Origin of the sequence: Fulvimarina pelagi HTCC2506 (assembly GCF_000153705.1) — a bacterium.
GTDB classification, from domain to species: domain Bacteria; phylum Pseudomonadota; class Alphaproteobacteria; order Rhizobiales; family Rhizobiaceae; genus Fulvimarina; species Fulvimarina pelagi.
In genome coordinates this window covers 1,962,355-1,976,465 of sequence record NZ_DS022272.1, presented here as the reverse complement: position 1 = coordinate 1,976,465, position 14,111 = coordinate 1,962,355, and the positions used below count along the sequence as shown (strand labels likewise).

The 14,111-nt window shown below is 61.7% G+C and carries 15 protein-coding genes; 10 read left to right on the top strand and 5 right to left on the bottom strand.

Going from position 1 to position 14,111, the window contains the following annotated elements; genetic code table 11:
* Nucleotides 1-18 precede the first annotated feature (18 nt).
* The 3 genes from FP2506_RS09165 to rpe all read left to right on the top strand — a co-directional run bounded on the left by FP2506_RS09165 (nt 19) and on the right by rpe (nt 3,663).
* The gene (locus FP2506_RS09165) at nt 19-894 is read left to right on the top strand and encodes a phosphoribulokinase (protein ID WP_007067177.1); all 876 of its coding nucleotides are present in this window, start codon (nt 19-21) and stop codon (nt 892-894) included.
* A gap of 33 nt (nt 895-927) precedes the next feature.
* Nucleotides 928-2,922 (top strand): transketolase, encoded by a 1,995-nt coding sequence (tkt, locus tag FP2506_RS09160; RefSeq protein ID WP_040489055.1) that lies wholly within the window; start codon nt 928-930, stop codon nt 2,920-2,922.
* 78 nt (nt 2,923-3,000) lie between these two features.
* Complete coding sequence (gene rpe / locus FP2506_RS09155; protein ID WP_007067175.1) at nt 3,001-3,663, top strand: ribulose-phosphate 3-epimerase; 663 nt, start codon at nt 3,001-3,003, stop codon at nt 3,661-3,663.
* Nucleotides 3,664-3,730: 67 nt separating this feature from the next.
* On the opposite strand, the gene FP2506_RS09150 is transcribed toward rpe, so the two are convergent.
* Nucleotides 3,731-6,232: a heavy metal translocating P-type ATPase gene (locus FP2506_RS09150; RefSeq protein ID WP_040489054.1), complete on the bottom strand. Its 2,502-nt coding sequence runs from the start codon at nt 6,230-6,232 to the stop codon at nt 3,731-3,733.
* Between the two features lie 252 nt (nt 6,233-6,484).
* Here FP2506_RS09150 and FP2506_RS09145 point away from each other — a divergent pair, with 252 nt between their 5' ends.
* The 6 genes from FP2506_RS09145 (at nt 6,485) to FP2506_RS09120 (ending at nt 10,337) form a co-directional block, all read left to right on the top strand.
* Nucleotides 6,485-7,534 (top strand): TerC/Alx family metal homeostasis membrane protein, encoded by a 1,050-nt coding sequence (locus tag FP2506_RS09145; protein ID WP_007067171.1) that lies wholly within the window; start codon nt 6,485-6,487, stop codon nt 7,532-7,534.
* A 25-nt stretch (nt 7,535-7,559) separates the two neighbouring features.
* Complete coding sequence (locus FP2506_RS09140) at nt 7,560-7,988, top strand: AtpZ/AtpI family protein (RefSeq protein WP_007067170.1); 429 nt, start codon at nt 7,560-7,562, stop codon at nt 7,986-7,988.
* Nucleotides 7,989-8,098: 110 nt separating this feature from the next.
* Nucleotides 8,099-8,860, top strand: coding sequence for a F0F1 ATP synthase subunit A (locus tag FP2506_RS09135; RefSeq protein ID WP_007067169.1), 762 nt, complete (start codon nt 8,099-8,101; stop codon nt 8,858-8,860).
* 86 nt (nt 8,861-8,946) lie between these two features.
* On the top strand, nt 8,947-9,174 hold the full coding sequence (locus FP2506_RS09130) for a F0F1 ATP synthase subunit C (protein ID WP_007067168.1): 228 nt from the start codon (nt 8,947-8,949) through the stop codon (nt 9,172-9,174).
* 82 nt (nt 9,175-9,256) lie between these two features.
* The gene (locus FP2506_RS09125; RefSeq protein WP_007067167.1) at nt 9,257-9,856 is read left to right on the top strand and encodes a F0F1 ATP synthase subunit B; all 600 of its coding nucleotides are present in this window, start codon (nt 9,257-9,259) and stop codon (nt 9,854-9,856) included.
* Between the two features lie 10 nt (nt 9,857-9,866).
* Entirely contained in the window at nt 9,867-10,337 is a 471-nt protein-coding gene (locus FP2506_RS09120; RefSeq protein ID WP_007067166.1) for a F0F1 ATP synthase subunit B family protein, read from the top strand.
* 70 nt (nt 10,338-10,407) lie between these two features.
* On the opposite strand, the gene FP2506_RS09115 is transcribed toward FP2506_RS09120, so the two are convergent.
* From FP2506_RS09115 to FP2506_RS09105, 3 genes are all read right to left on the bottom strand, one after another.
* On the bottom strand, nt 10,408-10,794 hold the full coding sequence (locus FP2506_RS09115; protein WP_007067165.1) for a DM13 domain-containing protein: 387 nt from the start codon (nt 10,792-10,794) through the stop codon (nt 10,408-10,410).
* A 10-nt stretch (nt 10,795-10,804) separates the two neighbouring features.
* The gene (locus tag FP2506_RS09110) at nt 10,805-11,542 is read right to left on the bottom strand and encodes a ribonuclease HII (RefSeq protein ID WP_007067164.1); all 738 of its coding nucleotides are present in this window, start codon (nt 11,540-11,542) and stop codon (nt 10,805-10,807) included.
* 176 nt (nt 11,543-11,718) lie between these two features.
* A complete protein-coding gene (locus tag FP2506_RS09105) occupies nt 11,719-12,876 on the bottom strand; it encodes a PA0069 family radical SAM protein (protein ID WP_007067163.1) in 1,158 nt (385 codons plus the stop codon).
* A 120-nt stretch (nt 12,877-12,996) separates the two neighbouring features.
* Here FP2506_RS09105 and FP2506_RS09100 point away from each other — a divergent pair, with 120 nt between their 5' ends.
* Complete coding sequence (locus FP2506_RS09100; RefSeq protein WP_007067162.1) at nt 12,997-13,530, top strand: hypothetical protein; 534 nt, start codon at nt 12,997-12,999, stop codon at nt 13,528-13,530.
* Here the strand turns inward: FP2506_RS09100 and moaB are convergent.
* Nucleotides 13,527-14,093: a molybdenum cofactor biosynthesis protein B gene (gene moaB, locus FP2506_RS09095; protein WP_007067161.1), complete on the bottom strand. Its 567-nt coding sequence runs from the start codon at nt 14,091-14,093 to the stop codon at nt 13,527-13,529. The genes FP2506_RS09100 and moaB overlap by 4 nt on opposite strands.
* Between the last annotated feature and the right edge of the window lie 18 nt (nt 14,094-14,111).

The window sequence follows — 14,111 nt, the reverse complement described above, 5'->3', positions numbered from 1 at the left end:
TGTAAGACCACGTAACCCATGTCCGCCAAACACCCAATCATTGCGACAACGGGCTCGTCCGGCGCCGGAACGACGTCGGTCAAAGATATCTTCGACCAGATCTTTCGGCGTGAGAATGTCGACGCCGCCTTCATCGAGGGCGACGCGTTCCACCGCTACGACCGTGACGCGATGCGGGTGAAGATGGCGACCGAGACGGCCAGCGGGAATACGACGTTTTCGCATTTCTCGCCGGAAGCGAACCTTCTCGAAGACCTGCGTGACGTGTTCGACGAATATGGCCGGAAGGGCACGGGCCGCACCCGGCACTACATCCACGACGATCGGGAAATGGAACGCTACGGCTTGCCAGAAGGCAAGTTCACCGAGTGGAAGCCGCTGCACGAGAACTCGGACTTGCTCTTCTACGAAGGCCTTCACGGCTGCGTTAAGACAGATACGATCGACCTAGCACGATATCCGGACTTGAAGATCGGCGTCGTGCCAGTGATCAATCTCGAATGGATTCAGAAAATTCACCGCGACAAGTCGACAAGAGGGTATTCGACTGAAGCAGTGATGGACACGATCCTCAGGCGTATGCCGGATTACGTGAAATATATCTGCCCGCAATTTGGCCAGACGGATATCAATTTCCAACGTGTTCCGATCGTCGATACGTCGAACCCCTTCATCGCGCGTTGGATACCGACGCCGGACGAGTCCATGATCGTCATCCGCTTCGCAAACCCCCGCGGCATCGACTTCCCTTATTTGTTGTCGATGATCCCGCACAGCTTCATGTCCCGTGCCAATTCGATCGTCGCGCCGGGCGCAAAGCTCGATATCGCGATGCAATTGATCCTGACCCCATTGATTCTCAAGCTGATGGAGCGCAAACGACGCGCATCCTGATGACCTTTGCGCTTGCCGAGAAAGCTGACCGCCATGCTGGATAAACCATCGCCCGAGACTACCGATCGCAATCCGCGGGACATGGCGAACGCCATCCGCGCGCTCGCTATGGACGCCGTGCAGAAGGCGAACTCCGGACATCCCGGCATGCCCATGGGTATGGCCGATGTCGCGACCGTTCTATTCCAGAAGTTCATGCGGGTGGATCCTTCGAAGCCCAACTGGCCCAATCGGGATCGGTTTGTGCTCTCGGCAGGCCATGGTTCGATGTTGCTTTATGCAATCCATCACCTGCTCGGTTACGAGGACATGCCGATCGAGCAGATCAAGAATTTCCGCCAACTGGGGAGCCGCACGGCCGGGCATCCGGAATACGGACATGCCGCCGGCATCGAGACGACAACAGGTCCGCTGGGACAGGGCCTTGCGACCTCCGTCGGGATGGCGATCGGCGAACGGCTGATGAACGCGCGGTTCGGCGACGATCTCGTCGATCACTACACCTATGTGATCGCCGGCGACGGTTGCCTGATGGAGGGGATCAGCCACGAAGCGATCGATCTTGCAGGCACGCTGAAGCTGAAAAAGCTGATCGTTCTGTGGGACGACAATGGCATCTCGATCGACGGTAAGGTGGAAATCGCTTCCAAGACCGACCAGGTCGCACGCTTCGAAGCTGCCGGCTGGAAGACATTCTCGGTCGATGGTCATGACGCGGACGCCGTCGAAAAGGCGATCGAAGACGCGCGCCAGAGCGACCGGCCGGCTTTCATCGCCTGCAAGACAGTGATCGGCTACGGTGCACCCAACAAGGCCGGCACCCACAAGGTGCACGGCGAGGCACTCGGCGACGACGAGATCGCGCTCGCCCGACAGAAACTGGTCTGGAAGTCTGAACCCTTCGAACTGCCAGAAGCGGTCGTAAAGGGCTGGCGCGAGGTCGCGGCCAAGGGCAGAGATTCACGTGAGACCTGGGAGCGCAAACTCGCGGACCATCCCGAGCGCGATCGATACGAGGTGTTCTCTTCCGGTACGCTGCCGGCGGGTTTCAAGGGCGAAATGCTGAACTTCCGCGCCGCGCTTATTCAAGACAAGCCGAAGGTCGCGACACGCAAAGCTTCGGAGATGACGCTAGAGGTCGTGAATCATGTGATCGAAACGACGATCGGCGGCTCAGCCGACCTCACCGGCTCGAACAATACGAAGACCAAAGGACTGCAGCCGGTAACGGCGGAAGATTTCTCCGGCCGCTACATCCATTATGGCGTGCGCGAGCACGGTATGTCGGCCGCCATGAACGGGCTCTCGCTCTATGGCGGGCTGATCCCCTACGGCGGCACGTTCCTGGTCTTCTCCGATTATGCACGTGGAGCGATGCGACTTTCCGCTCTAATGGGGACGCGGGTCATATACGTGCTGACCCACGATTCGATCGGCCTTGGCGAGGACGGACCGACCCATCAGCCGGTCGAACACCTGACCATGCTGCGCGCAACACCGAATCTGCTGGTCTTCCGTCCCTGTGACGTGATCGAGACGGTGGAGGTCTGGGAGGCCGCGCTGCTCGAACACGACCGGCCTTCGGTTCTCGCGCTGACGCGACAAGGCCTGCCGACGGTGCGCGAGGACATCTCTGAGAACCTCAGCCTGAAGGGCGGTTACGTTCTGAAGGAAGCAGCCGGCGAGCGGGACGTGACGCTGATCGCCTCGGGCTCCGAAGTCGAGGTCGCCCTGAAGGCGGCTGAAGCGTTGAAGGGCGAGGGGCTCAACGCCGCCGTTGTCTCCATGCCCTGCATGGAGCTCTTCGCCGAACAGGACGACACCTATCGCGCCTCGGTGCTGGGCTCGGTGCCGCGTGTCGCGATCGAGGCCGGCGTCCGGATGAGTTGGGATCGCTGGCTCGGCGATCGCGGCCGTTTCGTCGGCATGACCGGCTTTGGCGCATCCGGGCCCGGGCCGAAGCTCTTCGAGCACTTCGGCATCACGCCGGACAAGGTGGTCCAGGCCGCGAAGGACGCTGCCGCCTGAGGCGCGCGCCATACCAAAATTCGGGGCGATCGCGGCAAGCGTTCGCCCCTTTTCATGGAGCCGGACGAAAGGTGAGAGATGAGTGAAGTCCTGATTGCACCTTCGATCCTTTCGGCTGATTTCGCGCGGCTCGGCGAGGAGATCCGTGCCGTCGACGAGGCGGGCGCCGACTGGATTCATCTCGACGTGATGGACGGGCACTACGTGCCGAACATCACCTTCGGACCGCCGATCATCAAGGCGGTGCGCGGCGCCTCCAAGAAGGTGTTCGACTGCCATCTGATGATCGAGCCCTGCGACCCGTATCTCCAAGCCTTTGCCGAAGCGGGCTGCGACGTGATTACCGTGCATGCCGAAGCGACGACGCATCTCGCGCGCTCGCTCGCCGCGATCCGCGATCTTGGCGTGAAGGCGGGCGTGTCGCTCAATCCGTCGACGCCGGAAAGCGTCATCGAATATGTGATCGATCAGGTGGACCTGATCCTCCTAATGACCGTCAACCCCGGCTTCGGCGGACAGAAGTTCATCCATCCGGTGGTCGAGAAGGTACGCCGCGTGAAGCGGATGATCGGCGACCGCGACATCCGCATCGAGATCGACGGCGGCGTTACGACCGAAACGGCACCGCTTGTCGTCGCGGCCGGAGCCGACGTGCTCGTCGCCGGCTCGGCGGTGTTCAAGGGCGGCACGCCGAAGAGCTACGCGGCAAACATGAAGGCGATCCGCGAGGCTTGTAGCTGAGGTTTCGCCGGACTAATCTTCGACCGCGTGCCGACCGTCTGCATTCTTCGCGTTTCCATCAGAAAGCTCAAAGTTTCACCGACCGCAGTCTCAGTGCGTTTCCGATCACGGAGACCGAGGACAGGCTCATCGCCGCTGCCGCAATCATCGGGGAGAGCAGCAGGCCGAAGACCGGGTAAAGGATGCCCGCCGCGATCGGCACGCCGAGCGCATTGTAGGCGAAGGCGAAGAAAAGGTTCTGCTTGATGTTTCGGATCGTCGCCTCGGCGAGATGTCGGGCGCGAACGATGCCGCGGAGATCGCCCTTCACCAGCGTCATGCCGGCGCTTTCCACCGCGACGTCTGCCCCGGTTCCCATGGCGATGCCTACATCGGCCGCCGCGAGAGCGGGCGCGTCGTTGATGCCGTCGCCGGCCACCGCGACCTTGCCCCCCTTCGAGCGCAATTCCTCGACCAGCGCCTGCTTGTCCTCCGGCGAGAGCCCGGCGCGGACCTCGTCGATGCCGAGTTCCTTGGCGACGGCCTTAGCCGTGCGCTCGTTGTCGCCGGTCGCCATCACGATGCGGATGCCGCTGTCATGCAGCGAGCGGATCGCCTCTGCGCTCGACGACTTCACCGGATCGGCCACGGCGATGACACCGGCCAGCTTTCCGCCGATCGCGACAAACATCGCTGTCTTGCCCTCGGACTGAAGCGCCTCGGCCTTGTCGGAGAGGGTCGCGATGTCGACGCCCTCTTCATCCATCATTGCCTTATTGCCGAGCACGACCTTCTCGATCCCGACTGACCCCTTCACGCCCTTGCCGGTGACGGAGTCGAAGTCGCTCGCGGCCTCGAGCGGCGCGTCCCGCTCTTTCGCGCCCGAAACGATCGCCTCAGCAAGCGGATGTTCGGAGCCGCGTTCCAGCGAGGCCGCTGCAGTGAGAAGCTTCGCCTCCTCGACACCTTCGGCCGTCACGACATCGGTCAGCTTCGGCTTGCCCTCCGTCAGCGTGCCGGTCTTGTCGACGACCAGCGTGTCGATCTTCTCGAAGCGCTCCAGCGCCTCGGCATCCTTGATGAGGACGCCGGCCGAAGCGCCACGCCCCGTCGCCGTCATGATCGACATGGGTGTCGCGAGCCCCAGCGCGCAAGGGCAGGCGATGATGAGCACCGAAACGGCTGCGACCAGCGCGTGGGCAAGGGCCGGCTGCGGGCCGAGTAGCCCCCATGCGATGAACGCGAGCACCGCGACGCCGACCACGGCCGGCACGAAGTAACTCGCCACCTTGTCCGCGAGGCCCTGAATCGGTGCACGCGAGCGCTGGGCGGCCGCCACCATTTCGACGATGCGCGAGAGGGTCGTGTCCTCGCCGACGGCGTGCGCCTCCATCACGAAGGAGCCCGACTTGTTCAGCGTGCCGCCGGTGACGGTGTCGCCCTTTTCCTTGGCGACCGGGATTGGTTCGCCGGTGATCATCGATTCGTCGATCGACGAGCCGCCCTCGATCAAAGTACCGTCGACCGGAACGCTCTCGCCCGGCCGAACACGCAGGTGATCGCCTTCCTTGAGGGCATCGAGTTCGACGTCTTCCTCGCTGCCATCGGATTTGATCCGGCGCGCCGTTTTTGGGGCGAGGTCCATCAGGGCGCGGATGGCCGAGCCGGTGCGCTCGCGAGCCTTCAGTTCCAGCACCTGGCCGACGAAGACCAGTGCCACGATGACGGCTGCCGCCTCGAAATAGACAGGCACGACGCCGTTCTCGCGGAAGGAAGGTGGGAAGAGGCCCGGCAGGATCGTCGCGACGACCGAATAGGCGTAGGCTGCGCCGACGCCGATGGCGATCAGCGTCCACATGTTCGGCGATTTGTTGAGGATCGAAGCCCAGCCCCGCTTGAAGAAGGGAAGGGCGGCCCAGAGAACGACGGGCGTTGCTAGCGCGAATTCGATCCAGACCGCGAGGCTTTCGCCCAACCAGTCGCGCACGGGCAGGCCGATCATTGGCCCCATGGTAATGACGAGTAGCGGCACCGCGCAGACGGCGGATACCCAAAGCCGGCGGGTGAAATCGACGAGCTCGGGATTCGGCCCCTCGTTCGGATCAGGTGCCCCCATAGGCTCCAGCGCCATGCCGCATTTCGGGCAGTCCCCAGGCTCGTCCCGAATGATCTCGGGGTGCATCGGGCAGGTATACTGAGTTCCCTTTGGCGCGGGTTTCGGCTTTTCGGTCTCGGTGAGATGCGCTTCCGGATCAGCCTCGAACTTGGCTTGGCAGTGGCTCGAACAGAAATAGAAGCGCTGGCCCTCATGCTTGGCCATATGCTCGGCGCTCGCCCGATCGACGCTCATGCCGCACACCGGGTCTTTGGCGGTGAGATAGTCCTGTGGCGCGGTTTCGAACTTCTTGCGGCAGCCCTCGCAACAGAAGTGGAAGATCCGGCCGTCATGTTCGCTCGATGGCTTTCGGGCTTCAGGGTCGACCGTCATGCCGCAGACGGGATCACGAACGGTGGCTACTTCTTGGCTGTCTCCGGGCTCAGGATGATCGTGATGCTGGTGCTCGTCTGCGTTTTCAATGCGCTCGTCCATGCCTCACCTCGCTCGTAGTATCAGGAGCCGTTGCAGAACATGGGGCTTCCACCGACTGGAAGGTCAAGCTCGACCTCCGAGGCGATGACATTTTCGTTTGCATCGACTCGCTCCGCAGCCATCGCATTGCGGTCGAAATATCAACGATTAGATACGGCTCCGGCGACGACTGCCCGTTCGGACCTTCATCGCTTCAACAGATTGCGCTGACGCTCAGTCGGCACGTCGGAAATTGTGCCAGGGGGTGATGAAGTGGAAAGTCTATCGACCGGTTCAGGCGGCGGGGACGCTATTCCTCTCTGGATCTGGCTCTCGACTGTAGCCGGCATCGCCGGACTCTTCGTCTTCGACTTCATGACCCACGTGCGGAAGGCACACGAACCGAGCTTTAGGGAGGCGGCGATTTGGTCCGCTTTCTATGTGGGGCTCGCTGTGATCTTCGGCGGGGTTCTCTGGGTCCTCTGGGACGCCACGCATGGGCTTGAATTCTTCGCCGGCTTCATCACGGAGAAGAGCCTTTCGGTCGACAATCTCTTTGTCTTCGTCATCATCATGAAGAGCTTCCAGGTGCCTCGCGAGGACCAACAGAAAGCGCTTCTCATCGGTATCGTCCTGGCTCTGATCATGCGCGGCATTTTCATTGCGCTCGGCGCTGCGGCGATCAACCAGTTCTCGTGGATTTTCTACCTCTTTGGCTTCTTCCTGCTCGCAACGGCGGTCAAGCTCGCTATCGACAGCTTCACGCATCAGAAGTCGACCGACGAGAAATACGAGCCGAACTTCATCGTGAAGTGGTTCGATAGGACCTTTCCATCGACCTCCGAATTTCACGGAAATGCGCTCTTCATCGTAGAGAACGGCAAGCGACTGATGACACCGATGATGGTCGTCATCGTAGCGCTGGGCATGACGGACCTGTTGTTTGCGCTTGATTCAATTCCCGCAATCTACGGACTGACCGACTCACCCTACATCGTCTTCACGACGAACGCTTTCGCTCTGCTCGGCCTGCTTCAGCTTTACTTTCTGTTGGGCGGACTTCTCGATCGTCTGGTTTATCTTGGGTTCGGCCTCGCACTCATCCTCGGCTTCATCGGCCTCAAGCTCGTTTTCCACGCGATGGAGGATAACACCCTTTCCTTCCTCAACGGCGGCCAACCGATCGAATGGGTCCCCCACATCACCACAGAGCTCTCCCTGAGTGTGATCATCGGTATCCTCATCGTAACGACAGCCGCCAGCTTGATGCGGACGGGCATCTCGGGCTTCACCAAGGAAAAGGGAGACCAGTCGCTTCATTGAGCGACCCGAGAATCTGGAGGTCGATATGAGCCCGGCGAACGAAGACGACAGCAAGTCGAATCACGAGACTGGCTACGAGCCGCCAGCGACAAAGAGGACGCCGGAAGAATGGGCCGAACGGCGTAGCGCGCTTGAGGCAAAGCTCGCGGCGCGCAATGCCACTCGTGAGCTAGAGGCGAAACGATCGAGCGGGTCCGGCTCCAGCATGAAGGGGATTGCCGAGGGGTTGAAGCTCGCCAGCGAATTCGCCGCGGGGATCATCGTCGGCGGCGGGATAGGCTTCGTTATCGACAAATACGCCGGAACGAGCCCCTTCGGCCTGATCGTGTTCCTGATGTTCGGATTCGCGGCCGGCATTCGAAACGTCCTGCGGTCCGTGGGGCCCAAGCCGGCCAATCCTCTGGAAGGCCGCGAGAATTCCGGACGCCCGCCGGAAAACGCCAAGGATTCCTAGATATCGCGCCTTATCGGTCCAGATGGGGTGTTGCGAAGACGAAATTCAGCGGCTATTGCCATGGCCGGCTCGCAAGGACGCGATAGACGTTTCGATAAGGACCCCAGAGTTTGGCGACAGACCCGACCGATCCGATTCACCAATTCGACATCTTTCCGCTGGTTCCTATCCAGATCGGCGGTCTTGATTTCTCGTTCACGAACTCGGCGCTCTTCATGGTGGCGACGGCTGGCGTGACGGCGGGATTCATCTACTACTCGACGCGCGGCCGGGGCCTCGTTCCAAGCCGCCTGCAGTCGATGACGGAGCTGACCTACGAATTCACCGCCAACATGCTGCGGGACGCGGCCGGCACGGCCGGCATGCGCTTCTTCCCCTTCGTGTTCTCGATTTTCACCTTCATCCTGGTCGCCAACCTGATCGGAATGTTCCCGTACTTCTTTACCGTGACGAGCCATCTCATCGTCACGTTTGCCCTGGCGATGATGGTGATGTCGGTGGTCGTGGGCTACGGCATTAAGAAGCACGGGGTGAAGTTCTTCAATGTCTTCGTGCCCGAAGGGGTGCCGGCGGTCCTGATGCCGCTTGTCGTTCTGATCGAGATTATCTCCTTTCTGTCGCGGCCGGTCTCGCTTTCCGTTCGTCTTTTCGCGAACATGCTCGCCGGTCACATCACGCTGAAGGTGTTCGCAGGCTTCGTCGTCTCCTTGAGCGCGTTCGGCGCGCTGGGCGTCATCGGCTCGATCCTGCCCTTCCTCATGGCTGTCGCACTGACGGCTCTCGAATTCCTGGTCGCCGCCCTGCAGGCTTATGTCTTTGCGGTGCTGACCTGCCTCTACCTCAATGATGCTGTCCATCCGGGCGCACACTAGGGTCACAGCTTCATCCAGGAAAACCCGGGCGGCGTCAGCCGCCGCAACAATCCGCACACGAGACATTATTCAAAAGGAGTCCTCACATGGAAGCGGAAGCAGCGAAGTTCATCGGCGCCGGTCTTGCGTGCCTCGGAATGGGCGGCGCGGGCATCGGCCTCGGCACCATCTTCGGCCAGTATCTGGCCGGCGCCCTGCGCAACCCGTCGGCAGCCGACGGCCAGTTCGGCCGCCTCATCTTCGGCTTCGCCGTGACGGAAGCGCTCGGCATTTTCTCGCTCCTCGTCGCCCTGCTTCTCCTCTTCGCCGTCTGATCCGGACGAGAAGAGCAGATTTGAGGCATGAAACGGCCGGCGGCATCGACCGCCGGTCTTTGGAATTCGGCGGAGTGATTTGATGTTCATGACCGAAGCCTTCGCTCAGGAAGCGGGATCGGCCGGCGAAGGCCATGGCGATCCTACCGAAGGCACGCACAGCGAGACCTCGGGCGGTGCGGGCGGCCATGAGGCCGGATTCCCGCCGTTCAATTCCGAATATTTTCCATCCCAGCTCCTGTGGCTGGCTGTCACCTTCGGGGTCTTTTACTGGGTCCTGAAGAACGTTCTGGTTCCACGCGTCGGCGGCATACTTGAGAACCGCCGTGATCGGATCGCCCTTGATATGGAGGCGGCCGAGCGGGCCAAGCAGGACGCTGACGAGGCCCAGGCGGCTTACGAGCAGGAACTCGCCGAGGCTCGCGAACGTGCCCACAGCATAGGTCAGGATGCGCGCAACGACGCCCGCAGCGAAGCCGACGCTCAGCGCGAGAAGCTGGAGGCCGAACTCGATGCCCGTATCGATGAATCGCGTGCTCGGATCGTGGCGGCGAAGACTGCGGCGATGGGCGAGATGAATGAAATGGCGACCGATGTGGCCGAAACGATCCTGCGTGATGTCGTGAAGGTCGATGTCTCGCGCACCGAGGTGGCGTCCGCCGTCGCCGAGACGCGAGGCTGAGGAGAAGAGAATGGACAATTCATTCTGGACACTGATCGCCCTTCTCGTCTTTTTCGGAGTGGTCTTCTACGTCAAAGGCTTCCGGCGTATCAATCAGTCACTCGACGAGCGGTCCAAGCGCATACGGACGGAACTCGAAGAAGCGCGGGAGCTGAAGGAAGAAGCCAAGCAGCAGCTGGCCGAATACCAGCGCCGTCGCCGGGAAGCCGAACAGGAAGCCCAGGACATCATCGAGGCGGCCAAGCGCGAAGCCCAGCAGATGCTGGCCGAGACGGCGAAGAAGAACAAAGAATTCGTCGAGCGGCGCACGGCGATGGCCGAAGATCAGATTGCCCAGGCCGAAGCCGATGCTCGCAAGGACATTCGCACGACCGCCGTCGATATTGCCGTCGCTGCTGCAGCGAAGGTAATCTCGCAGCGGGAAGGAACCGGCCAGTCGATGTCGGATTCGATCGCGGCAGTGCGTCAGCGTCTTAACTGAGCGGCGACACCGAATTATCAAGCAGTGAGGGCTCGGACGATTTCGCCGGGCCCTTTTTCATGCTTGACGCTCAGCGAAGGCGGGCAACGCCGAGCGGGACCGAGAAGCGACGGCACCAAAGCCAGACTGCGTCGTAGTCGGAGCCGTCGATGCTTGCCGGAGCCGAATAGGTTTGACCGCCACTCAGGCTCTTCAGTTCGGCGAACGCGGTGCCCTCAGCGTAGCTCCGGGCAGAACCGAATGCCACATAGGCATCGGGAGCGCTATCGAGGCTGAAGTCGTTACCGAAGACGACGCGTGTTCTGCCGTTCTCGGTCACGACTGTTACCGTGCCGGATGCGACATGGCCGCCAGCGCCGGTAAATCGGCCGGAGGCGCTTTCGGCGAAAGCCGATGTCGCGAAGAACGCGGCAGCGAATGCGGCAACAGCTACAGTGGATCTGCGAAGCCGGGTCATGAATGTCTCCTCAGTCTCGGTATAGACTGAAGTTCGGGCGCGACGATTGTTTCATTACGTGGTGAGTCCTGCGACCGTGGTCGCTTCCGCGGTAGTCGTGTAAGCGCAAAGGCTTGAAGCTCATGCGGTGGATGGGGGTCGGGCCGAGTGCCGCAATCGCAGCCAGATGAGCGGCACAGCCGTAGCCAACATTCGTCGTGAAGCCGTAGCCGGGATAGAGCCCACAGGCATGCTGCATCATACGGTCGCGCTGGACCTTGGCGACGATTGATGCTGCCGCGATCGAAACACTGATCGAATCGCCTTTCACTATTGCAGTGCCGTTCGCAGTCCAAGCTGGAGGGACGTCACGCCCATCGAAGAGGGCATGGCAGGGCCGGATCACGAGTTGCGCGAGAGCTTTGGTCATTGCCGTGAGGGTCGCCTGCCGAATATCGATGGCGTCGATCTCCTTCGCCGAGACCGAAGCGATGGCGACATGGGCATTGGCCAGAATGTCCGCGAACAACTGTTCGCGGGCCTTGGCAGTCAACTGCTTGGAATCATTGATCCCGACCGGAATTCGACGCGGGTTCTCGAAGATCACTGCGGCTGCGACGACCGGCCCCGCCAGCGGACCTCGTCCGACCTCGTCAACCCCAGCGATCCATTCGGCACCGGCTTCGAGAAGCGCGTGCTCCCTGGAGAAATCCGGAGTGGGTCTTGGGGGTGCGGCTGAGCCTGCCGGACCGGCAATCTTGCGCTGCACCGGGTCGGGCAGGCAGGCCGATGCAGAGTGCGGGGGTGGAGAATCGGAAGTGAGGCGAGCCATGGTGCGGCCAAACTCGCGCAAACTCCGATTCTCCTCAAGGTCGCGCGTTGTTCATACGGGGCTACGCACAACCCTGTTGATAAATGACGGGCGGGGTGATCCCGTTTTGTTCCCTAAATTAGCGAGAGCTGGACGCCGTTTCCTCGCGGGGGGACGAATAGATCGGTCCTTAGCGACTGCCGGTCCTGATTGAGACCGAGACGTTTCGCGGCGAGATCGAAACGACGCTTGATCTGGTGGGCGTAAGGGCCCGTTCCGCGCATGCGCTTGCCCCATTCGGCGTCGTAGTCCTTGCCTTCTCGCATCGAGCGCAACAACGAAAGGACATGGCGGTAGCGATCGGGATAGTGTCGCAACAGCCAATCCTTGAAGATCTGCGAGACCTCCAAAGGGAGGCGCAGCAGGACGTAACCGGCCTCCTTGGCGCCGGCAGTCGCAGCAGCTTCCAGTAGACGCTCGATCTCCGAATCGTTGAGACCAGGAATGATCGGCGCGGTCATCACCATGGTCGGGACGCCGGCCTCGTTCAGGGTCCGGATGGCGTCGAGCCGCTTCTGCGGCGTCGAAGCACGCGGCTCCATGGTGCGGGCGAGCTTGCGGTCCATCGTCGTTACCGACAGGGCGACGCGGGCAAGGCCCTTGTCCGCCATGCGCGACAGTATGTCGACGTCGCGCAGGACGAGCGCCGACTTGGTGACGATACCAACCGGATGGTTCGCTGCTTCCAGAACCTCCAGGATTTCGCGCATGAGGCCGTAGCGCTTCTCGATCGGCTGGTAGGGATCGGTGTTCGTGCCGATCGCGATCGAGCGCACCTCGTAGCCCGGTCGCGAGAGTTCACGCTCCAGAAGCTGGGCTGCGTTCGGCTTGGCGAAAAGCTTCGTTTCGAAGTCGATGCCGGCAGAAAGGCCGATATAGGCGTGGCTTGGTCGTGCAAAGCAATAAACGCAGCCATGTTCACAGCCTCGATAGGGATTGACCGAGCGGTCGAAGGAAATGTCCGGCGAGGTGTTGCGGGTGATTATTGTGCGCGGCTTTTCCACCTGGACGTCGGTCTTGAAGGCAGGAAGATTTTCGAGCGAATCCCACCCGTCGTCGAAGCTGTCGCGAGCGAACGGTTCGAAACGGCCGCTCGGGTTGATGCCGGCGCCACGGCCGCGACGCCGGGCCGGACCGATACGCCGACCACCCTCGTCGATGATCCGATTCGCGATGTCGATGCCGAGCGAAGCGTCGAAGGCTGCGCGGTCGGCCGCTGCGATATCCAACATGTCAGGTCCTCGAACAATGCATGAACACGTGAACAAAATCTTTACAGTATGAATGAGAACAAGACAAGAACATTTGGGAGGGCTTGCCGACCAGACGTTCGAGCGCCTACATCTCCGGGCATGCTCAGCGTCTACATCGACGGCGGCGCGAACGACCGCCATTTGGCCCTTACGCTGTCTGAACTGATCACCGGCTCTGTGGAGGGGCTCGTCAAGAGCGTCGTGCTGATCGATCGCGGCATGACCGACGACACGCGGTCGATCGCAGATCAGTGTGGGTGTCGGGTGATCTCGCCTCACGAACTGGAAGTGACGATCGTAGCGGACCGGGCGGAGTGGCTGCTTTGGCTGGAGGAGGGCAGTCGCCCAACTGCAGGCTGGACGAGCGAAATCATCGATCACATCGGCAATGGGAACGGACCTTCTGGCGGTCCGCAAGCCGCCCGGTTCCGCCCTTCGAAGCGCGATCGTTCGGGTTTTCTCTCGAGTCTGATGCGGCGCCGCAGCGCGCTTACGGATGGACTGCTGCTCAAGAAAGCGCAGGCGATCGGCCTGATCCGGCAGCGGGGCAAGCAGCCACTCGCGGAACTCGCCAAGGGGCTTGCTGCGAAACGCCTCAACGTCGAGCTGAGACCCGCCAGCGCCGCGGGTTAAACCGAACGGCCGCCTCTGCGCATGTGCTCGTCGAGGCGCGGCATGATCTCCACGAAGTTGCAGGGCTTGTGGCGATAGTCGAGCTGGCGTCCGAGGATATGGTCCCAGGCATCGGCGCAGGCGCCCGGCGAACCGGGAAGGACGAAGACGAAGGTCTTGCCGATGAGGCCCGCGGTCGCGCGAGACTGGATGGTCGAGACGCCGATCTTGTCGAAAGAGATGCGGTGGAAGACGCTGGAAAAGCCTTCCATGCGCTTGTCAAACAGCGGCTCCAAGGCGTCCGGGGTCACGTCGCGGCCTGTGAAGCCGGTGCCCCCTGTCGTGATCACCACGTCGACCGCCTCGTCCGCCGCCCATTCTTTCACGGTTTCGGCGATCACGTCCTTCTCGTCGCGGACGATCCTGCGGTCGGCGAGCTTGTGGCCGGCCTCCTCGATCCGCGCCGCAAGGCGGTCGCCCGATTTGTCCTCTCCCTCCTTGCGCGTGTCGGAGACGGTGAGAACGGCGATGGCAAGGGGAACGAAGGGGCGCTCGAAATCCGATTGATCGATGGTCGCCGGCATGGCTCGGTTCTCTCCAGA